Annotated in this window: 23 protein-coding genes; 10 read left to right on the plus strand and 13 right to left on the minus strand. The window is 51.1% G+C overall.

Features of this window, described 5'->3' with window-relative positions; all coding sequences use genetic code 11:
- Positions 1–95: 95 nt before the first annotated feature.
- The 6 genes from cccB to cspD form a co-directional block, all read right to left on the minus strand.
- The gene (gene cccB / locus KNO87_RS00245) at positions 96–431 is read right to left on the minus strand and encodes a cytochrome c551 (RefSeq protein WP_012726941.1); all 336 of its coding nucleotides are present in this window, start codon (positions 429–431) and stop codon (positions 96–98) included.
- A gap of 108 nt (positions 432–539) precedes the next feature.
- Positions 540–1,397: a YitT family protein gene (locus KNO87_RS00250; protein WP_214795405.1), complete on the minus strand. Its 858-nt coding sequence runs from the start codon at positions 1,395–1,397 to the stop codon at positions 540–542.
- A gap of 61 nt (positions 1,398–1,458) precedes the next feature.
- The gene (gene prfB / locus KNO87_RS00255) at positions 1,459–2,559 is read right to left on the minus strand and encodes a peptide chain release factor 2 (RefSeq protein WP_214693596.1); all 1,101 of its coding nucleotides are present in this window, start codon (positions 2,557–2,559) and stop codon (positions 1,459–1,461) included.
- Positions 2,560–2,614: 55 nt separating this feature from the next.
- Entirely contained in the window at positions 2,615–5,137 is a 2,523-nt protein-coding gene (gene secA, locus KNO87_RS00260; protein ID WP_214795403.1) for a preprotein translocase subunit SecA, read from the minus strand.
- A 139-nt stretch (positions 5,138–5,276) separates the two neighbouring features.
- Positions 5,277–5,840 carry a ribosome hibernation-promoting factor, HPF/YfiA family gene (hpf, locus tag KNO87_RS00265; protein ID WP_214687196.1) on the minus strand — a complete coding sequence of 188 codons (564 nt, stop codon included), beginning with the start codon at positions 5,838–5,840 and terminating at the stop codon, positions 5,277–5,279.
- A gap of 304 nt (positions 5,841–6,144) precedes the next feature.
- Entirely contained in the window at positions 6,145–6,342 is a 198-nt protein-coding gene (cspD, locus tag KNO87_RS00270; protein WP_012726946.1) for a cold-shock protein CspD, read from the minus strand.
- A gap of 273 nt (positions 6,343–6,615) precedes the next feature.
- Between cspD and KNO87_RS00275 the strand changes: the two genes are divergently transcribed.
- The 9 genes from KNO87_RS00275 (at position 6,616) to KNO87_RS00315 (ending at position 12,762) form a co-directional block, all read left to right on the plus strand.
- Positions 6,616–7,110, plus strand: coding sequence for a competence protein ComK (locus KNO87_RS00275; RefSeq protein ID WP_214745974.1), 495 nt, complete (start codon positions 6,616–6,618; stop codon positions 7,108–7,110).
- 74 nt (positions 7,111–7,184) lie between these two features.
- On the plus strand, positions 7,185–8,900 hold the full coding sequence (locus tag KNO87_RS00280) for a hypothetical protein (protein WP_214795401.1): 1,716 nt from the start codon (positions 7,185–7,187) through the stop codon (positions 8,898–8,900).
- A 9-nt stretch (positions 8,901–8,909) separates the two neighbouring features.
- Complete coding sequence (locus KNO87_RS00285) at positions 8,910–9,200, plus strand: EscU/YscU/HrcU family type III secretion system export apparatus switch protein (RefSeq protein ID WP_074033686.1); 291 nt, start codon at positions 8,910–8,912, stop codon at positions 9,198–9,200.
- The gene (locus KNO87_RS00290; protein ID WP_214795399.1) at positions 9,197–9,577 is read left to right on the plus strand and encodes a flagellar export chaperone FliS; all 381 of its coding nucleotides are present in this window, start codon (positions 9,197–9,199) and stop codon (positions 9,575–9,577) included. The genes KNO87_RS00285 and KNO87_RS00290 overlap by 4 nt, the downstream gene beginning before the upstream one ends.
- Positions 9,561–10,463, plus strand: a complete 903-nt coding sequence (locus tag KNO87_RS00295; RefSeq protein ID WP_214795397.1) for a flagellin N-terminal helical domain-containing protein — start codon at positions 9,561–9,563, stop codon at positions 10,461–10,463. Before KNO87_RS00290 ends, KNO87_RS00295 begins: the two co-directional genes overlap by 17 nt.
- A 24-nt stretch (positions 10,464–10,487) precedes the next feature.
- Entirely contained in the window at positions 10,488–10,931 is a 444-nt protein-coding gene (locus KNO87_RS00300; RefSeq protein ID WP_214693607.1) for a YaaR family protein, read from the plus strand.
- A 9-nt stretch (positions 10,932–10,940) separates the two neighbouring features.
- On the plus strand, positions 10,941–11,606 hold the full coding sequence (locus KNO87_RS00305) for a DUF2225 domain-containing protein (RefSeq protein ID WP_214795395.1): 666 nt from the start codon (positions 10,941–10,943) through the stop codon (positions 11,604–11,606).
- A 105-nt stretch (positions 11,607–11,711) separates the two neighbouring features.
- Positions 11,712–12,212, plus strand: a complete 501-nt coding sequence (locus tag KNO87_RS00310) for a DUF1572 family protein (protein WP_214795393.1) — start codon at positions 11,712–11,714, stop codon at positions 12,210–12,212.
- 1 nt (position 12,213) lies between these two features.
- On the plus strand, positions 12,214–12,762 hold the full coding sequence (locus KNO87_RS00315) for a DUF998 domain-containing protein (protein ID WP_214795391.1): 549 nt from the start codon (positions 12,214–12,216) through the stop codon (positions 12,760–12,762).
- Positions 12,763–12,865: 103 nt separating this feature from the next.
- On the opposite strand, the gene KNO87_RS00320 is transcribed toward KNO87_RS00315, so the two are convergent.
- Both KNO87_RS00320 and KNO87_RS00325 read right to left on the minus strand, forming a co-directional pair.
- The gene (locus tag KNO87_RS00320; RefSeq protein WP_214795389.1) at positions 12,866–13,492 is read right to left on the minus strand and encodes a hypothetical protein; all 627 of its coding nucleotides are present in this window, start codon (positions 13,490–13,492) and stop codon (positions 12,866–12,868) included.
- Positions 13,493–13,627: 135 nt separating this feature from the next.
- Positions 13,628–13,813 carry a hypothetical protein gene (locus tag KNO87_RS00325; RefSeq protein WP_214693614.1) on the minus strand — a complete coding sequence of 62 codons (186 nt, stop codon included), beginning with the start codon at positions 13,811–13,813 and terminating at the stop codon, positions 13,628–13,630.
- Between the two features lie 159 nt (positions 13,814–13,972).
- On the opposite strand from KNO87_RS00325, the gene KNO87_RS00330 reads away from it, so the two are divergent.
- On the plus strand, positions 13,973–14,350 hold the full coding sequence (locus KNO87_RS00330) for a DUF3021 family protein (RefSeq protein ID WP_214795387.1): 378 nt from the start codon (positions 13,973–13,975) through the stop codon (positions 14,348–14,350).
- Positions 14,351–14,387: 37 nt separating this feature from the next.
- Here KNO87_RS00330 and KNO87_RS00335 read toward each other — a convergent pair whose 3' ends face one another.
- From KNO87_RS00335 to KNO87_RS00355, 5 genes are all read right to left on the minus strand, one after another.
- On the minus strand, positions 14,388–14,738 hold the full coding sequence (locus KNO87_RS00335) for a flagellar protein FliT (protein WP_251126714.1): 351 nt from the start codon (positions 14,736–14,738) through the stop codon (positions 14,388–14,390).
- On the minus strand, positions 14,738–15,112 hold the full coding sequence (gene fliS, locus KNO87_RS00340; RefSeq protein WP_214795383.1) for a flagellar export chaperone FliS: 375 nt from the start codon (positions 15,110–15,112) through the stop codon (positions 14,738–14,740). Before fliS ends, KNO87_RS00335 begins: the two co-directional genes overlap by 1 nt.
- A gap of 14 nt (positions 15,113–15,126) precedes the next feature.
- The gene (gene fliD, locus KNO87_RS00345) at positions 15,127–16,794 is read right to left on the minus strand and encodes a flagellar filament capping protein FliD (protein ID WP_214795381.1); all 1,668 of its coding nucleotides are present in this window, start codon (positions 16,792–16,794) and stop codon (positions 15,127–15,129) included.
- Positions 16,795–16,806: 12 nt separating this feature from the next.
- Positions 16,807–17,163, minus strand: coding sequence for a flagellar protein FlaG (locus KNO87_RS00350; RefSeq protein ID WP_114165849.1), 357 nt, complete (start codon positions 17,161–17,163; stop codon positions 16,807–16,809).
- Positions 17,164–17,588: 425 nt separating this feature from the next.
- Positions 17,589–18,287, minus strand: a 699-nt coding sequence (locus tag KNO87_RS00355) for a flagellin (RefSeq protein ID WP_214814647.1), incomplete at its 5' end; no start/stop codon positions are given.

Consider the following 18,287-nt stretch of genomic DNA (forward strand, 5'->3'; position numbering starts at 1 on the left):
CATAACATCTACCATTACCCTAACAATAATTCCCCAAGGAATAACACCCCAAACAAAAAAGCACGAGGTGAATGTTCACTCCGCGCTTCCCTATCTTATTTTTTCTCAGCGAGCCAAGCGGCGACTGCCGTGATCTCTTCATCGTCTTCGAGGACGTTCGCAGGCATCGCGCCTTGACCGTTACGGATGACGTTTTCAATTTCTTCTGCCGACAAACGAGCACCGACTTGCTCGAGTGACGGACCACTCATTCCTTCAAGGTTCGCACCGTGACAAGCCGCACAGTTTTGTGCGTATACCGCTTCCGCGTCAACCGATGCCGTGTTCGAGCCCGAATCCCCGTTGCTCGATGTGTCTTCTTCTTCACCGCCGCCACATGCGCCGAGTGTCAGCATGGCGCCGAGGCCGATGGCCATCATCCATTTTTTCATAACCACGTTCCCCTCCTAAGTTGTAGAAATGACCTACATTTACCATTATAGCCGTTAACGTATGCTTTCTAACCTAATCTCACGAAAAGTACACAAAGATTCCACAACTTATGGCACGTTAATATAACGTTTGTCCGACGTGAACCCTTGTCCGAGCACCTCGTGCGCCTCGCTGAAGACGAGGAACGCCTCGGGGTCGATTCGACGAATGATTTCTTTCAGTCGGCTCACCTCGCTCTGACGGACGACAATCATGAGCATCGGACGGTCGAGACGAGAATACGCACCGATCGCCTGAATCTCCGTCGCGCCACGGTCGAGCTCTTCAAACACGGCACGCACGATGAAGTCCCGTTTCTCCGAGATGATATACGCCATCTTGTCCTGCGTGAACCCGAGCTGGACGAAGTCGATCATCTTGACCGTGATGAATAACGCGATAAGTGCATAGAGCCCGGTCGAGAACGAGAACGTGATGGCGGCCGTCAAGACGACCATGCCGTCAAGGATGGCGATACAAAGATAGAGCGGGATGTGCGTGAACTTATGTAAGATCTGCGCGATCAAGTCCATCCCTCCTGTCGAGGCACGCCCCCGGAAGATGAGTCCGAGCCCGACTCCGACTCCGACTCCACCAAAGATGGCGGCGAGTAACGTGTCGTTCACGGCAGCTCCCGCATCGATCGCCTCATAGAATAGGATGACGCCTGGTAAAAAGATCGAGCCGACGAGTGACTTCACCCCGAAGCCGAGACCGAGGATGGCCCACCCGATGATGAGCAGCAACACGTTCGCCACGAGCTGGAACGCCCCCGGCGAGATGCCGAACAGTTCATACGTGATGACCGAGATCCCGCTCACCCCGCCCGACGCGAGATTGTTCGGCAACAGGAATAAGCTGAAGGCCGAGGCGACGAACACCGAGCCGGACAACAAATACAGATAGTCTTTGACGATTTGCTTCATTAAAGAAATTCTCCTTTACAGACAACGTGGCCCAAAGACGGGAGTCTTTGAGCCACATGCATCACATATTTGTTTTACGAAGATATGCATCGATGAATGGCATGACATCGCCATCCATGACACCACTTGTGTTTCCGACCTCATGGTTTGTACGGTGGTCTTTGACCATCGAATACGGGTGGAAGACGTATGAACGGATTTGGCTACCCCAACCGATGTCCGTCTTCTCTCCACGGATCTCGTCGAGCTTACGTTGTTGCTCGTCGAGTTCGCGTTGGTACAATTTCGCTTTCAACATCTTCATCGCAGACTCACGGTTCTTGATCTGTGAACGTTCTGTCTGACATGAGACGACGACGCCTGTCGGCACGTGCGTGATCCGAACGGCAGAGTCCGTCGTGTTGATGTGCTGTCCGCCGGCACCTGACGCGCGGTACGTGTCGATGCGGAGGTCTTCTGTGCGCACTTCGATTTCGATATCGTCATCGAATTCTGGCATGACGTCACATGACACGAACGACGTATGACGACGGCCTGACGAGTCGAACGGCGAGATGCGGACCAAACGGTGAATCCCTTTCTCCGCCTTCAAGTAACCGTATGCGTTATGACCGACGATGCGGAGCGTGACCGATTTGACGCCTGCTTCTTCACCAGGAAGGTAATCGACCGTCTCGACTTTCCAACCTTGCTTGTCTGCGAAACGCTGATACATCCGAAGGAGCATCGATGCCCAGTCTTGTGACTCGGTACCGCCCGCACCCGGGTGTAATTCCAAGATCGCGTTGTTCGCATCGTACGGTCCGTTCAAGAGGATCTCAAGCTCGAAGTCGTCGAACTCTTTCTTGAGCGATTGAATCGTCTCTGCGAGCTCTTCTTGCATCTCTGCATCCGGCTCTTCCTTGATGAGTTCAAGCGTCACTTCGCCGTCCTCATGCTGCGTCGCGAGGTCTTGGTACTTGTCGACCATCGCTTTGAGACCGTTCGACTCATCGATGACTTTCTGTGCCTTCTCTTGGTTGTCCCAAAAATCAGGGTATGTCATCTCGTTCTCGAGTTCGGCGATGCGTGCTTCTTTCTCCGTTAAGTTGAGCGAAGCTCTGTAATTCTCGAGGCGCTTCGCCATTGCCTCAAGTTCGTTCCGAATATCTGAAATTTCCATAGTGTTGATTCACCTTTCCGTAGGAAAGAGGCGAGCGGACCCGCCTCTTCAATAATTAAGCCTGTTGTCTACCGTGACAGTTCTTGAACTTCTTACCAGAGCCACACCAGCACGGATCGTTCCGGCCGATGCTGTCTTCTTTCGAACGACGGACCGGTTTCTTCTTAACCGGTGCATCTTCCTTGCCTGAGACGGCGACTTCCTCTTCGACGACTTTCTCGCGTCGGAGGTTGTCCCCGACTTCGGCACGGAGCACGAAGCCTGTCACTTCTTCTGAGATGGCTGCGTTCATCGCATCGAACATGTTGATCCCTTCCGCCTGATACTCGCGGAGCGGGTCGTTCTGTCCATATGCACGGAGATGAATCCCTTGACGCAACTGATCCATGTGGTCGATGTGAGACATCCAGTGCGAGTCGACGGCACGGAGCACGATAATCTTCTCGAACTCGTTGAAGCGCTCAGGCGGTGCGAGTTGACGTTTCGCCTCGTACTGCTCGTTCACGCGCTCCATAAGGAGTTCGATGATCTCTTCGCGTTCTTTGCCGAAGAAGTCTTTGCCTTCGACCGCTCGTTCGAGCGCGAGCGTCTGGTTCGCCCAGTGCGCGAGCTCGTCGATGTTCCACTCTTCCGGTACGAGTTCGATCGGCGTGTATTGACCGACTCCGAGTTCGACCGTCTGTGCCATCATCGAACGGACGATATCCGTGACCGACTCGTTCTCGAGGATGCTCGAGCGGTCTTTATACATGACCTTCCGTTGGTCGGCCATAACGTTATCGTAACCGAGAAGCTGTTTACGCGCGTCATAGTTGTTACCTTCGACGCGTTTTTGAGCCGATTCGACCGCTTTCGATACCATGCGGCTCTCAATCGGTTGCGTGTCATCCATCCCGAGACGCTCCATCATATTCTGGAGGCTGTCCGTTCCGAAGCGACGCATGAGTTCATCTTCGAGTGACAAGTAGAACTGGGATTTACCCGGGTCCCCTTGACGACCTGAACGACCACGGAGCTGGTTATCGATCCGGCGTGACTCGTGACGCTCTGTCCCGATGATATAGAGACCACCGAGGTCGACGACACCTTCACCGAGCTTGATGTCGGTACCACGACCCGCCATGTTCGTCGCGATCGTGACCGAACCTTTTTGACCGGCGTTCTCGATGATTTCCGCCTCACGCGCGTGGTTCTTCGCGTTCAAGACGTCGTGACGAATCTTCTTCTTCGTCAAGAGCTTGCTCAAGTATTCAGACGTTTCGACAGCGACCGTACCGACGAGGATCGGCTGACCTGTCGCATGGACCGATGCGATTTCCTCGACGACGGCTTTGAACTTCCCTTCCATCGATTTGAAGATGAGGTCCGAACGGTCCTCACGAAGAATCGGTTTGTTCGTCGGGATCGTCACGACTTGCATGTTGTAAATGTTACGGAACTCTTCTTCCTCTGTCTTCGCCGTACCGGTCATCCCGGCAAGCTTCTCGTACATACGGAAGTAGTTCTGATACGTGATCGTCGCGAGCGTCATCGATTCGCGTTGAATTTCGACGCCTTCTTTCGCCTCGATTGCCTGGTGAAGACCTTCCGAGTAGCGACGTCCGTCCATGACACGACCGGTAAACTGATCGATGATCATGACTTGTCCGTCACGTACCATATAGTCGATGTCATGATGCATGACCGCGTTCGCACGAAGGGCGAGCCCGACGTGGTGGTTGACTGCGACGTGCTCGATGGCGAACAAGTTGTCGATGCCGAAGAACTTCTCGGCGAGGTCGACCCCTTGGTCCGTCAAGAGGACCGATTTCGTCTTGATATCGACCGTGTAATCGTCTTCCTCTTTTAACGTACGAACGAATGCATCCGCACGTGTGTAAAGCTCTGTCGATTTTTGAGCTGATCCCGAGATGATGAGCGGGGTACGCGCCTCATCGACGAGAATCGAGTCGACTTCATCGACGATCGTATAGTAGAGCTCACGCTGCACACGGTCTTCCTTATAAAGGACCATGTTGTCACGGAGGTAGTCGAACCCGAGCTCGTTGTTCGTCGAGTACGTGATATCACAATTGTAGGCCGCCTGCTTCTCGACACGGTCCATGTTCGACACGTTGAGGCCAACCGAGAGACCGAGTGCGAAATAGAGCGGCTCCATGAGTTCTTTATCTCGCTTCGCCAAGTATTCGTTGACCGTTACGACGTGTACGCCACGGCCCGTGAGCGCGTTCAAGTAGACCGGAAGTGTCGCGACGAGCGTTTTCCCTTCACCGGTTTTCATTTCGGCGATGTCACCGTTATGGAGCACGTAGCCCCCGATGAGCTGGACACGATAGTGACGCATGCCGAGCACACGCTCAGATGCCTCGCGACAGACCGCGAACGCTTCTGGCAAGATGTCGTCGAGCGTCTCACCTTTGTCTAAGCGTGCACGAAACTCTTCTGTCTTCGCTTGAAGCTGTTCGTCTGACAATGCTTTGATTGGTTCGGCGAACGACTCGATCAAGTCGGCCGCTTTCTCTGCTTTTTTCAATACTCGTTTCTGTGGAGCAAATAACTCTTTCAAAAAGTTCGCCATACTCATATCTCCTCTGCACTCACTAAAAAATGCATGTTTTTTCCCTAATGTACAGTTTAACCGAAGTGGTGCCACCTTTCAAGGAAAGGCAAAACGAAACGACCCTCCGAAGCCGGAGGGTCGTGTAAGGTCAAGTATATTATTCTGGTTCGATCAAGCCATACTTCCCATCTTTACGACGGTAGACGACGTTCGTGTTGCCCGTTTCCGCGTCAGAGAAGACGAAGAAGCTGTGACCGAGCATGTCCATTTGAAGAATCGCCTCTTCCGTGTCCATCGGTTTCAATGTGAAGCGTTTCGTCCGTACGAGTTCGAGTTCTGCCTCGTCCTCATCGTAGACGGCCGGTGCATCATCAGGTCCTTCGAGGGACTTGAAGTACTCGCCGACGCCACCTTCTTTCCCGCGTCCTTTACGGTTGAGCTTCGTTTTGTGTTTACGGATTTGACGTTCCAATTTATCGACGACGAGGTCGATTGCCGCGTACATGTCGAGGTTGATGTCCTCGGCACGGAGCAACAAGTTCGGCATCGGGATCGTCACTTCCACTTTTTGTTTCTCGTTATACACTTTTAAGTTGACGTAAGCCGTCTGTGCATCCGTAGGAGTTGTGAAATACCGAGTCAACTTCTCCAGCTTTTTCTCGACATAGTCTTTGATTGCTGGTGTGACCTCAATGTTTTCGCCGCGAATGTTATAAATCATCTGAACTCCTCCTTAAAATAACCGCTTGAACCAATGATTCGTCGAACGAGACGGAATCTCCTGCTTCATTTCTAAAAAGAAAGTGGAACCAGGTGGTTCACTAATATTATACCCCGAAATCGCTATGTTTGAAAACGTTATCATCAGAAAATAATGACAATTTTGTTCCGAATTCAACGCTCCCTAGAACGAGCGAAAGGTATAGAAAGAAAATACCCATTCCACCCATTTTTAAACGCGTTTTTTTATTATGTAGGCAAAATAAAAAGCCGACTCCCGAGGGAGCCGGCTTCACGGTTTGAAATTATAATTTTACAACGTTAGCCGCTTGTGGGCCACGCTCGCCATCAACGATTTCAAACTCTACGTCTTGACCTTCGTCAAGTGATTTGTAGCCTTCAGATTGGATTGCTGAGAAGTGTACGAACACGTCTTTGCCGCCTTCTACTTCGATGAATCCAAAACCTTTTTCTGAGTTAAACCATTTTACTTTACCTACCATGTGTAAATCCATTCCTTTCACCATTGGAGAATACAGAGGGTTGTCCTCTACGGCTAATCTTACCACCTTCTTGTAAGCGTGACAAACACTTTCTCAAATATTTGTAAACGTTTCGTCATTTGGCTTTCATTGGAATTCTATTTCCCTACTTTTCATATTGTCTTGTTGAATTTACATTTTTTGTGATATATCATTGAAGGGATGATTTAGGTTTGTGCCGTTTTGTCATTTAGCCGATCCTGAAAATCTTATACGAGGAGGATGGTGCAGCGTATGCGCTCCTACTATTCTGAGGAAAAATATCGCATCACAAAGCGAACCGTGGCGATTCTCCCTTGCTTTGATATCATGAAGCAGTCACGGATCATTCTCGAGGATGGCACCGAGATTTCAACCCCGCTCCGGCCGTACCAGTTGTTGCAACTTTCTTGCCGCCAGTACAACAGCTCGATCGAGGAACGAATCTTCATCGCCAAACGCGTCGCCGGCGTAAAAGGGAAAGTCCCTGTCGTGATCGAACCGACAACCGGACTCGTCTTCTTCCCGACGAAGTCTCCGAAGCGAGACGATTGTGAATGGTATGCCTGGTCCCATATTCGAGACATACTGAACATCGAGGAGGAGCCAAACGGCCTCGTCCTCACAAAAGATGGACACCAAATCCAGACGAACGCGACACCGTACGTCCTTCGGAACCAACTGAAAGCGACAGGTGAACTCGTCGCCCGGTTCCAACAATTGAACGCGAGCCCCGCGCTTGAATCATGACACACCTTCCGTCGAAAAGACGGGAGGTTTTTTTCGTTTGTTTCGCTTCATTTTTTGAAAAAGAGGTCGATATTATGGTCGAGGTGACAAACATGCAAATTCAAGCCCAAGCGACCGCCGTCAGTTCGGTCTTACCAGGCATCCAGACGAATCGGACCTATAAGGCCGAACTCGTCAAACAGACAGGGCCCGACTCCGCAATCGTCAAGATCAACGGCGAAGAAGTCGAGGTCACATTCAAAGACGGGCTCCCGAAGACGAACCCGTTCCAGGTGACGCTTGCCGAACAGGACGGCGTCTTGCTCGCGACCGTCGTTCCACAAAAGGAAGAGACGCTTGAACCCGCACCACCTGCATCGTCAAAGCTCGACGCGAAGATCCAGACGCTCCTCGCCGCCCTTCCACCCGAAGTGCGAAGCGCGGTCAGCCGACTGCTCCAGTCCGGGCGCTTGCCGATGAACGAGGACACGGTGCGCCTGCTCGAGACAGCCTTTAAAGGAGACATGCGCGACGTCATCCTTCATCTGAAGACGCTCGACACTCCGACCGTCCCCCGAGAGGTCGCACGAGAGATCGCCGTCCTCTCCTTAAATGAAGCGAGACAGCTCCTCACACCACCCTCACCGGACGCGCCGTATCCACAAAAAGAGCGATACGTCGAACTCGTCAACTTGTCACGTCCCGTGAGCGAACGGGTGACGCCGACGCCGGAGACGGTCGATCGAGTGATTCGCGACTTGCCTACCCCACCGAAGATGGAGCGCACCGAACCGTTGCCGCTCCCACCGGTCAACGGGCGCCAAGTCATGGTCAAGGAAGTGACGAGCCATCTCGCGAACGTGACGAACACGTTCCGGAATGAACAGGCGACGGTGACGAAACAACTCGGACAAGTCGCCGCACTTATCGAGACGAACCCACATGCGGCCCGCCCCGCGCTCGAGACCGTCTCGACCCGCTTGACGCAACTCGTCCAAAAGACGGATGCGCTCCTGCATACGGATGTGACGCAAGAGAAACAACTCGTCTCCATGACCGCGAAACTCGACCTCGCCTTGTCGTTACTCTCGACGAAACCGCAGGAGAGCGCGGCGCTCGTCAAAGACGTGCGAGCGACGTTAAACGACTTCCGTTACGCACCGAACCAGGCACGGATCGAGTATATCCCTCACGGTGCGACACGCGCCGGAGAGATGCCGGGCGTCACGCCACTGAAACTTGACGCGACACTGTCCGGTCGACACGTCCAGGAAGTGACGCAACGCGTCCAAGCACAGGCCCAACTCGCACAGGCGAACAACACGCCGACGTCCGCGCTGTCGGTACGAAGTGACACGACGAACCCCGAGGCGCAGCGACTTGCCTCGTTCCTTCAGGTCCAACAGACGCTCAACCGCCTCGATGGCGGGCAGCTCCACCAGCTCCTGTTCGCCCTTCCGGCGAAAGTGCAGGAGATCGACACCGGGATCCACGTCCATATCCAAAACCGGGAGGCCGGCGACGTCGTCGACTGGGAGAACAGCGTCCTCTATATCCGTTTAGAGACGCCTCGCCTCGGCGAGATCGGCGTCAAACTCGAGGCGAAAGACCGGAACCTCCGCCTCACGCTCGAACATGACGATGCGACGGTCGAACGACTCGCACGCCCGCTCCTCGGCAAGATCGAACAGACGCTCGAGACGATCGGTTATAAGAGTGTGACGACCCAGTTCAAACCACTCACGAAAGCTGAACGTGTCGTCGATGAGCCTAAGATCGCACCGACGACCGGCTATGATTTCAGAATTTAGGAGGCCGCGATGTACCAACGCATGGATTTGACGAAACGAAAGACGGCCGCGGTCGTCCGCTATGACGAATCGACGGACAAAGCGCCCGTCGTCGTCGCCCGCGGGACGGGAGCCGTCGCTGAAAAGATTCTACAAGAGGCACGAGCCCGAGGAGTTGCGGTCGAGAACGACCATTCCTTGCTCGGACACCTGCTCGACCTCGACTTAGGGGACGCCATCCCCCCGCAGCTCTATGACGTGATGGCGGAAGTGTTGCTGTTAATAGAAGAACTCGATTCCATTAAAGGAGAACCAAGATGAACCCAACCCAGTTATATGAAATGAGGCCTGAAGAACTGACACAGGCGATGTTACACGCGCTCACGTATCACTATGAACGCGCCCAAGTCTCGACGATCGCCGAACGGAATCGTCACCTGCGCCAAGCTCGCGAGCTGTTGGTCAAGCTCCATCAAGGACTTCACGACGGCGGCGGCATCATCGCGGCGCAACTCGATGAAATCTATCTCTATATGGCGAACGCCAGCGTCGAGGCGATCATCGACCAGGATCAACAAAAGATCGCCGAACTACATACGCTCGCAAGCGACCTCGACAAGACGTGGAGCGAAGCGATGGAACGTGCCAAGACCCAACCTGTCCCGACTGGAGGAAACCGCTATGAAAATTACCAATAACGTCCAAGCGTTAAAAGCCTATACATCGCTCTCGTTGAACCAGGCGTCGATGAAAAAGACGATGGACCGCCTCTCGAGCGGGGTCCGGATCAACAAAGCGTCGGATGACGCGGCGGGGCTCGCCATTTCCGAGAAGATGCGGATGCGACTCGACTCGCTGTCGATGGCCGAACGCAACACGCTCGACGGCATCTCGCTCACCCAGACGCTCGAAGGTGGGATGAACGAGACGCATTCCCTCCTCCAACGCATGCGTGAACTGTCAGTCCAGGCGGCGAACGGGACGCTCAGCGAGGACGATGCGAAAGCCGTCCAGGAAGAGATCAACGCCTTGACGGAAGAAGTGACACGAATCGCCGAGACGACCGAGTTCAACTCGAAGAAAATCATGAACGGGGAATACATGCAGGGCGCCAATACGCTATTCTTCCAAATCGGGGCCGGCAATAACGAGGCTGTCATCTTGAACGTCGAAGACATGCGGGCGCACGCGCTCGGCATCACGACGACGACAGCGGGCGGCGGAGCGTTATCTCCCGTCGACCATGACAATGATCAAGCGACAGCTTCTGAAACTTATTACTCCCTCAGCGTATTGACGCCGGACAAAGCGGGAGAAGCGATCGCGAAGTTCGATGCGGCGATCAACCGAGTGTCACTCGAACGCTCGAAGCTCGGGGCGATCCAAAACCGTCTCGAGGCGAACGTCAGCGTCGTCGCCATCGGTTCAGAGAACTTGACGGCGTCTGAGTCACGGATCCGTGATGCCGACATGGCGCGTGAAATGATGGACTTCGCCCGCCTAAACATCCTGAATCAGTCCGGCATGGCGATGATTGCGCAGTCGAACGCGTTGCCGCAAGGCGTGTTACAATTATTGAACTAACCTAAAGAAAGGACGGTTGCCCATATGGACATTCGTCGCATCATGGAGACGCAATCGCTCCTCGGCTCAAGTAAGGCGAAACGCCCCGAGGTCGAACCCGGCGTCTCCTTCCAAAACGTCATCGGTCAAAAGCGTGAAGACCGTGAACACGAGCGGTTCCATCGCCAAATCGCCGCAATCCAGGAACAAGGAGAGCTACTCGCCGAGAGCCAGACGGTCGAGGCGCTCGCCGATTATAAGAAAATGATCAAAGACTTTATGAAAGAGGCCGTTGACGCGGCACTCCGCCTCGAGGACAAACGCGGGTTCAACCGCCGTGGACGCGCGAAAATCTATAAGGTCGTCGAACAAGTCGACCAGAAGCTCCTCGCGCTGACGGACCAGGTCATCTCCGGGGAGGCCTCTCGCCTCTCCCTCCTCGACCAGGTCGGTGAGATTCGCGGATTGCTCGTCAACGTCTATGTGTGAGGTGTCGAGATGGCAGAGCATTTGTTTTTAAAGAAAGTCAAATGTCCGTATTGTTTACAGGAAAGCAAGGCCCAGCGTGTCTTATCACGTCACATCCGACCGCTCGAGGTCGAAAAGGACGGCTATACGACGTATGACGGACCGAACCCGTATTTGTATGAACCGACCGTCTGCGACCACTGTCACCTCGTCTTCCATGACTCGTTCGACAAGGTGCGAAAGCATAACCGGGAGGCACTCGAGACGCACTACTTCAAACAAGTGAACCCGGACGTCTTAAAAGGCGACCGCACGAACGAGCATGTCATCCTCTTATATAAGTTCGCCGTCATGACGGCCCAGTTGAGCGGACAAAAACCGTCCGTCGTCGCCATGCTCGGGATGCGAATCGTCTGGATGTATCGGTTGATGGGAGATACGGCGTCTGAGAAGGAATGGATGCAGCGGACGCTCGATAAATATAACGAGGTGCAAGAGGCGTATACGGACCCGATTCGGACCGGGCTGCCGTATGACCAGCTCATGTTGCGAATCGCCGACCTTTCCGCCGCGCTCGACTATTATGAGGACGCGCGTCGCTGGTACGGGATTCTCCTCAGCAGTAAGGAAGTATCGGAGCGGATCCGGAATCAGGCCCGGACGCATTGGGAAGATTTTCGGTTGGAACATGCGTAAACGAAAGCGTGGGATATTGGATCCTACGCTTTTTTCGTAGTTATCATTGAGAAGATCGATGATGGGGTATAAACAAATAGCTTACATACTAAAGGAGGATTTCTCATGTTTGAAACGCAATATCTCGATACCGTACGTGCCACGTTCAAAAGCCAAAAACAACTCGCCGAGCGCGCACTCGTCCAAGTGAGTGACGAGGACCTGCACAAGACGCTTGCGCCCGATACGCTCTCCCTCGCCCTCATCATCCAGCACATGGCGAACAACATGAAGTCGCGCTGGAACGACTTCCTGACGACGGACGGTGAGAAGCCGGACCGTAATCGCGACGCCGAGTTCGAGGACCAACAACTGTCCCGGGACGAACTCATGCAAGTGTGGGACGATCGCTGGCAGCTTTTGGACGACGTCTTGGCAGACCTGAAACCAGAGGACTTAGGGAAAAATGTCATGATTCGCGGAGAAGCCCACTCTGTGATCGATGCGATTGAGCGACAAGTGTCGCATTACGGCTATCACGTCGGTCAGATTGTTTACCTATCGAAACTATTTGCTGGTAGCGATTGGGACGTGTTGTCGATCCCGCTACCGCATCAGCGGAAGTGAGATGCGCATCTTCTTGTTTGTGACGTTCTTACTCGTCACATCCCTTCTGCCGTTGATCAGTTTTGACGGTTACCATATCGCTCGTCATACGACGAGTCACTTAGGATCACAAGGTGCTCCCTTCGCATGGGTGATGAATATCACGTTTGTCCTTTTAGGTTTTACGGCTATTCTGATTACATGGCGAACGAGAATCTGGTACCACCGAGTTTGGGGTGGTGTGTTTGGGATAAGTCTTTGTTTCACAGGAATATTCCGTCACGCCCCACTTGTAGATGGAATCACGACGATCGTCTGGCAAGATACATGGCACTCCATTTTCGCGACAACGACCGGTATTGGGTTTACAATGCTAGCAGTCGGACACACCGTGATGTCTCGTGGTGCCCAACGGTGGGTCGCCCTCACCATGACAACCGTGGCGATCGTCACCCCCATTGCGATGTTCGGTATTCCTGAAATCATGGGATTATTGCAGCGCGTGATGTTTATTAGTGCATTTTGGTGGTTGTTCTTTTATATGAGGGCGCCTAGCGGATTTTCTGTTTAATCATTAAACGGACCCATAGAGAAATGGGTCCGTTCGTTGTATTTCGTCTTATTTTTCAATGGCCATACAAAAACGTGCCGACACTCATTCGGCACGCCTCAACTTATTTCGTCACGTTGATTGTATACTCGTAGCGGTCTTCCGCCACTTTGTCGAAATTCTCGTTGAATGGTCCGTCGATGACGACTTTCAAGTCCGTCAGCTCTTCTGGCTTCGCCTTCACGAAGAAGAGGACGTTCCCCTCTTTCTTCACTTTCCCCATGAATTCGCCACCGACGTCATCTGAGAACCATAAGTCCGAAGACACCTGCTCCCCCGTGTTCGTCACGAGCGTCGCCTGGTTCGGATGGAAGCTCATCGTCTCGTCAACCGTGTTCTCGACAATCATTTTCATTGCGACGACCGTCACTTCTTCTTGTCCATCGAATGAGTCGCTATAAGCTTCTGCGATTGTAAGACGTGACGTCTGCACTTTGTCGATGGCGAACTGAATCGGTCCCATCGTCTCCGTGATCGTGAGTGCCTTGTTCTTCATATAAATCTTGTTCGTGCCGAGTTCGCTTTCTTGGACATCCGTCTCTTCAGCAGTCGTCTCCTCTGCTGCACTCGCTTCCGCCTCTGCCACTTCTTCCGTGTCCGCCGCCGTTGTCTTCAGTTCATCTGCTTCCCCGCATCCGACGAGTAGTGCGAGCGGCACCGCCACCAGTAAGCCAAATCGTTTCATGTTCATCTTCATCTCTCCCTTTTCATAATCCAAGCAATGTGGTTAAGACGAATATAACGAATTGGCAAACTGTATCGTGGCAAGAAAACATTCCGGGTAAAATAAAAGACAAGGTCCAAATTTGGACCTTGACACATATACTCATCCTCTTGATTTCAGCTCTTCTTCCTCATATGGGTCGGGACGATCTTCAAGCGGCGTATCGTCCTCGACGTACGCCTCAAGTTTCGGGTCCCGTTCCACATACTCATCGTACGCTCCCTCTGGACCATAGACGAAATAACGGCGCTTCCGTGACGATACCGGTTTGGACTCTTTCTCACGCATCTCGTTTCCCTCCTCTTTCCAGAAAAGAAGCAACGGCTACAATGATGTTTACCCGATTATAGCGGAAAACAGACGTCATTTCATCCTCACTTTTTATCTGAAACCTTTTTGCGTGATGTCCGTATATATGCATAACGATTCAATGAAGGGATGGTACATATGCAATTAGTGAAGAAAGGGTTCGTACGGAGCCTCTTATGGGCGTTGCCGTTCGCGATACTCGCGCTCTATCAGGGCTTATCAGGAAATTCAGGTGCCGTACACGCCATGCTCGTCTATGCCGGAGTCGCTTTCTTTCTCGGGCTCACGAGCGTCATTTATGAAGTCCGACCATGGTCGTTCAAAAAGCAGATTTTCATTCACTGGTGCGTCATGCACGTGACAATCTTGCCACTCCTTTGGTTCGGTGGGTCTACACCGGTCACGTCACTTCAAGATGCCGTCCGCCTCTATTTAAATTTCATGGTAAGTGGTCTCATCTTGTTTACCATCTCGTATTTCCTCATTCGGATGCGTCGCCAAGTCAAGACCTCTTAACGCACAAAAGCTCGAAGGCATCATGCCCTCGAGCTTTTTACGTCTGTTGATCGAATAGACCAGAAAAGTTGGAATCAACGTCTTCATACGGATCGACGTACGACTTGACCGTCTTTCGTTCCAGTCGGGCCGTCCCGAGCGTCATCCCGAGACGCTGGTGTTCGGCCTCAATGAGCCGTGCAATCTTTTGACTATCATCGACGAGCTGACGTAAGACCGTCTGATCGGCTTTCTCCAAATCAGGGCCGTGTGCCGCGAGTAACTGTTCGCGGTCGTCCAAGAGCTCGTGGATTTGTTCCATCCACGTGTCGTACGTCGGCTCTTCCGGGACTTGCGCCAGCAACTCTTTCAGGCGTTGCGTCTTTAAGATGATTTCATCAATCGGCATCATGTCTGCTTCGCGAGTTTCATCGCTTCCTTCCACGTGTCGCGGAGTTCCGTCGTGAAATCGAGTACCTCGTCGAGGATCGTCGTGTCGTTCTTGACGTTCGCATCGACGAGACGGCGCCACATATACTCATAGAGCGAGTCCAAGTTCGCCGAGATAGCAATGTCTTTATTGAGTGTGAGACGAAGCTCTTGGAAGATCGCTTGCGTCTTTTGTATGTTGATATTTTTTAAATCAGGGTTGCCCTGGTCGATCGCAAGCTTGGCGAGGCGCATGAACTTGAGCGCCCCGTCATAAAGCATAAGCGTCAGTTCCTGTGGGTTCGCGGTCGTGACCGCATTGTTTTGATAAGCTGCGTATGGATTGGCTACCATTTAAATTCCTCCTCTTACATGCCTCCGCCTAAAAACTGTTGAAGTGAAGCGGCTTGCGAGTTCGCCTGATTCATCGCCGTTTCCATCGCCGCGAAGCGACGGTAATAGGCATTTTCTTTATCAATCAATAAATCGTTTAGTCGTTTGATTCGCGTATCCATCTGCGTCATTTCGCGCCCCATTGAATACGTCGGAGCACCAGCCCCGTCCGCACCGGCGATACGCGTGATTGTCTCACGTGAGTCTTTCGCCGTGTCACGGATTTGTGGGAGGAGTCCCGTCTCTTCATCCGTGAAGAGCTTGTATACTTGTTCCGGGTCTTTCTCGATGGCGGCTTTTAACTTTTCTTCATTTAGCTCAATCTTTCCACCGTTTGTGAAGTCAGATCCGGTTGAGAGGCCGATTTGGAATAAGCGAGACATATCTAGATCGTTCGTAGTAGATGTCGCGCCTGACCATTTGCTACGAAGCGTATCCATCGTCCCGCGAAGGATCGTGTCCCCACGGAGCATCCCGCTCATCGCTTTTTCTTCCCACTTCTTAATCTCATCTTCCGACAACTCATCACGCTGAGCCTGCGTGAGCGGTGCGAATGAACGGAATCGTTCTTCACGTGTCTTCTTGTTCATGAGATCAATCGTCTCATTGTATTTATCGACGAAGCCTTTGATGTTGTCAAAGATTTTTTGGGTGTCAGTAGAAGCACTTAGTGTAACGGGTGCAGGGTTATCCACTGCTTTAAATTCAGATTTCAAAGTAATGGTCATGTTGTCAATTGTGACAGTATTCGTACTTCTTGTCAGTTCGATTCCATTCACGTTGAAGACTGCATCTTCTCCCTTAATATCATCAGTGACACTTGCTTGGAAGAATGTTGCCGCGGCTCCTGTGAAAGCAATAGTTGAATCGCTACCTGTATTTCGTTGAGTAAGTGCCAATTTACCGGATGCATCATCAAAGAATGTAGAAAAATTCGTGTTTTTTGAGCCAAGTTGAGTTAACACATCGCTGAATTTCGCCTCGGCACTAACCGTCAATTCAGCAGGTGTCCCACCACTCTTGTTAATGTATTCAATTTTATAGCCGGATTCGAATTTTAATTCATCACCGTCAGCAAGAGGGGTTGAAAAAGTCACCTTACCTGTTGTTGAATCATACGTATAGTTTGTAGGGCTAACTTCAACATTATTAATGAAGATTTTTCCGCCGTCATTTAATTTTGCTGAGAGAGTCACTTCGGTCGGAGTTCCTGTTATCATTTGCGTTTTTGTACTCGCATCAAGATTCAAATCTTTCACAGCAGTATCTCGCGTGACCAAATTATTGTTTTTATCTCTTAGTTCAATGATATGACTAGCAGATGTCGCTAATTTTTCTACACTTTGAATTTCAAGTGCCGCATTCCCACTTGATGGACCTGCCACAACCGAAACACGTGACTCATCCGATGAACTAGACGTCTTCGCATAAAAATTGCGACTAAAGATCAAGTCGACCGCACTGTTTCGTAGAGTCATGAGAGAACGGTTAATTTCGCGATACGCATCGCGCTTCCATTCCGTCGTTTGTTTCTTCTGTTCAAGTTTATCAACTGGTGCACGCTCAGCCTGCATCAACTGCTTAATAATCGTATCCGTATCGATCCCACTGGCGAGTCCGCCAAATCGGATTGGTGTCGTCATGAGAATCCTCCTTTATACCCGTTCATCGAAGAGTTGATTGAACTCCATGAACGCCGCAAAGAAATCGAGTGATTTCTTGCTTGGAATTTCGCGGATGACTTCGTTGTTCGTATCCACGATTTGAATATAGTAATCGTTCAATTTTTCATGTTTCATAAATTTTAAGCCTGTACGCTGTTGTTCGAGTACTTGATTCGCCTTCTCGACGGCCGCCTCTAACTTGGTGACGTGTTGAGGCGTCGGAAGAATGACGATGCCTTCATCGGCGAGTTTCGCTTGATTCGCTTCGACGAACACGTTTTTCGTTTGTTCATACGGCAATACGGAAGAAGGTAGGTGAAGCCGGACTTCTGAAATGGTCGGGTTCATATGTGTCTACTCCTCTTATAATTGTTCTCATGAAGTATATCGGTTTGTTGCTTCCTTCTTTTCACTTTTTAAATAAATGAACATAAATTTATGTATAAAGAATACAATAGCAATCTAGCATGTCTAATTGTGTCGATTATATTTATTAACTTAAATTAGTATTTTCAGTATTTTTTATATCATGTATGAATCATCTAATATAAGGTGAAGGTGTCTAACTATATTTGAATAGGTACATTATTAGGACTCGGTTGGTTAATAACAAGTAAGTTAAAAACAGTATTAAAAATATGTCTATATGAACTTTTTATATAAAAAAAGTATAGTTCTTCTTTAATAAATAAAAACGTCCGTCATTCGAACATCGAAAGACAGACGTTTTATAATTGAATTTTGATCAATAATATTTAAAAAGTTAAGTAATCTTATCTGAGAAGTTGTAGTACAGCCTGCGGCTGTTGGTTCGATTGGGCCATCATCGCCTGCGCCGCTTGGTTCAAGATGTTGTTCTTCGTGAAATTCATCATCTCTTTCGCCATGTCGACGTCTCGGATACGTGACTCGGCAGCCTGAAGATTCTCTGCTGACGTGCTCAAGTTATTGATTGTGTGCTCGAGACGGTTTTGCGTAGCACCTAGTTTCGAACGTTCCGATGATACTGTTTCGATAGCAGTATTAATTGCAGTAATCGCAGTATTAGCTGTTCCTTGCGTATTAACCGCAATACCAGCTACTGTGACTGCTGCCGTTCCTGCTGTAGCTGCTGCACCACCTGCCCCAGAAACACCTAATGTTTGAGCATCCATTGCACCAATTTTAAGTGTAAGTGACTGCCCTGTGTTAGCTCCAATATGGAATGTTAAATCCGCAGCGTTAGTTACGCCAGAACCTGTATTTGCTGAACCATCAAGTAATTTTTTCGTGTTAAATTCTGTATTGTTAGCGATACGAGTAATTTCTTTTGCTAACTCATCTACTTCCTTTTGGATTTCTCCACGGTCAGTATCCGTATTTGTATCGTTCGAAGACTGAACTGCAAGCTCACGCATGCGTTGGAGAATTGAGTGTGTCTCGTTCAAGGCGCCCTCTGCCGTCTGGATCAACGAGATGCCGTCCTGTGCGTT

This window comes from Exiguobacterium sp. s34, from assembly GCF_018617435.1.
Taxonomy (GTDB): domain Bacteria; phylum Bacillota; class Bacilli; order Exiguobacteriales; family Exiguobacteriaceae; genus Exiguobacterium; species Exiguobacterium aestuarii.

Excerpts from the sequence above, each read along its gene's own strand:
- cccB (WP_012726941.1), bottom strand. The coding sequence starts at position 431 with ATGAAAAAATGGATGATGGCCATCGGCCTCGGCGCCATGCTGACACTC.
- KNO87_RS00250 (WP_214795405.1), bottom strand. The coding sequence starts at position 1,397 with ATGAAGCAAATCGTCAAAGACTATCTGTATTTGTTGTCCGGCTCGGTG.
- prfB (WP_214693596.1), bottom strand. The coding sequence starts at position 2,559 with ATGGAAATTTCAGATATTCGGAACGAACTTGAGGCAATGGCGAAGCGC.
- secA (WP_214795403.1), bottom strand. The coding sequence starts at position 5,137 with ATGGCGAACTTTTTGAAAGAGTTATTTGCTCCACAGAAACGAGTATTG.
- hpf (WP_214687196.1), bottom strand. The coding sequence starts at position 5,840 with ATGATTTATAACATTCGCGGCGAAAACATTGAGGTCACACCAGCAATC.
- cspD (WP_012726946.1), bottom strand. The coding sequence starts at position 6,342 with ATGGTAGGTAAAGTAAAATGGTTTAACTCAGAAAAAGGTTTTGGATTC.
- KNO87_RS00275 (WP_214745974.1), top strand. The coding sequence starts at position 6,616 with ATGCGCTCCTACTATTCTGAGGAAAAATATCGCATCACAAAGCGAACC.
- KNO87_RS00280 (WP_214795401.1), top strand. The coding sequence starts at position 7,185 with ATGGTCGAGGTGACAAACATGCAAATTCAAGCCCAAGCGACCGCCGTC.
- KNO87_RS00285 (WP_074033686.1), top strand. The coding sequence starts at position 8,910 with ATGTACCAACGCATGGATTTGACGAAACGAAAGACGGCCGCGGTCGTC.
- KNO87_RS00290 (WP_214795399.1), top strand. The coding sequence starts at position 9,197 with ATGAACCCAACCCAGTTATATGAAATGAGGCCTGAAGAACTGACACAG.
- KNO87_RS00295 (WP_214795397.1), top strand. The coding sequence starts at position 9,561 with ATGAAAATTACCAATAACGTCCAAGCGTTAAAAGCCTATACATCGCTC.
- KNO87_RS00300 (WP_214693607.1), top strand. The coding sequence starts at position 10,488 with ATGGACATTCGTCGCATCATGGAGACGCAATCGCTCCTCGGCTCAAGT.
- KNO87_RS00305 (WP_214795395.1), top strand. The coding sequence starts at position 10,941 with ATGGCAGAGCATTTGTTTTTAAAGAAAGTCAAATGTCCGTATTGTTTA.
- KNO87_RS00310 (WP_214795393.1), top strand. The coding sequence starts at position 11,712 with ATGTTTGAAACGCAATATCTCGATACCGTACGTGCCACGTTCAAAAGC.
- KNO87_RS00315 (WP_214795391.1), top strand. The coding sequence starts at position 12,214 with ATGCGCATCTTCTTGTTTGTGACGTTCTTACTCGTCACATCCCTTCTG.
- KNO87_RS00320 (WP_214795389.1), bottom strand. The coding sequence starts at position 13,492 with ATGAACATGAAACGATTTGGCTTACTGGTGGCGGTGCCGCTCGCACTA.
- KNO87_RS00325 (WP_214693614.1), bottom strand. The coding sequence starts at position 13,813 with ATGCGTGAGAAAGAGTCCAAACCGGTATCGTCACGGAAGCGCCGTTAT.
- KNO87_RS00330 (WP_214795387.1), top strand. The coding sequence starts at position 13,973 with ATGCAATTAGTGAAGAAAGGGTTCGTACGGAGCCTCTTATGGGCGTTG.
- KNO87_RS00335 (WP_251126714.1), bottom strand. The coding sequence starts at position 14,738 with ATGCCGATTGATGAAATCATCTTAAAGACGCAACGCCTGAAAGAGTTG.
- fliS (WP_214795383.1), bottom strand. The coding sequence starts at position 15,112 with ATGGTAGCCAATCCATACGCAGCTTATCAAAACAATGCGGTCACGACC.
- fliD (WP_214795381.1), bottom strand. The coding sequence starts at position 16,794 with ATGACGACACCAATCCGATTTGGCGGACTCGCCAGTGGGATCGATACG.
- KNO87_RS00350 (WP_114165849.1), bottom strand. The coding sequence starts at position 17,163 with ATGAACCCGACCATTTCAGAAGTCCGGCTTCACCTACCTTCTTCCGTA.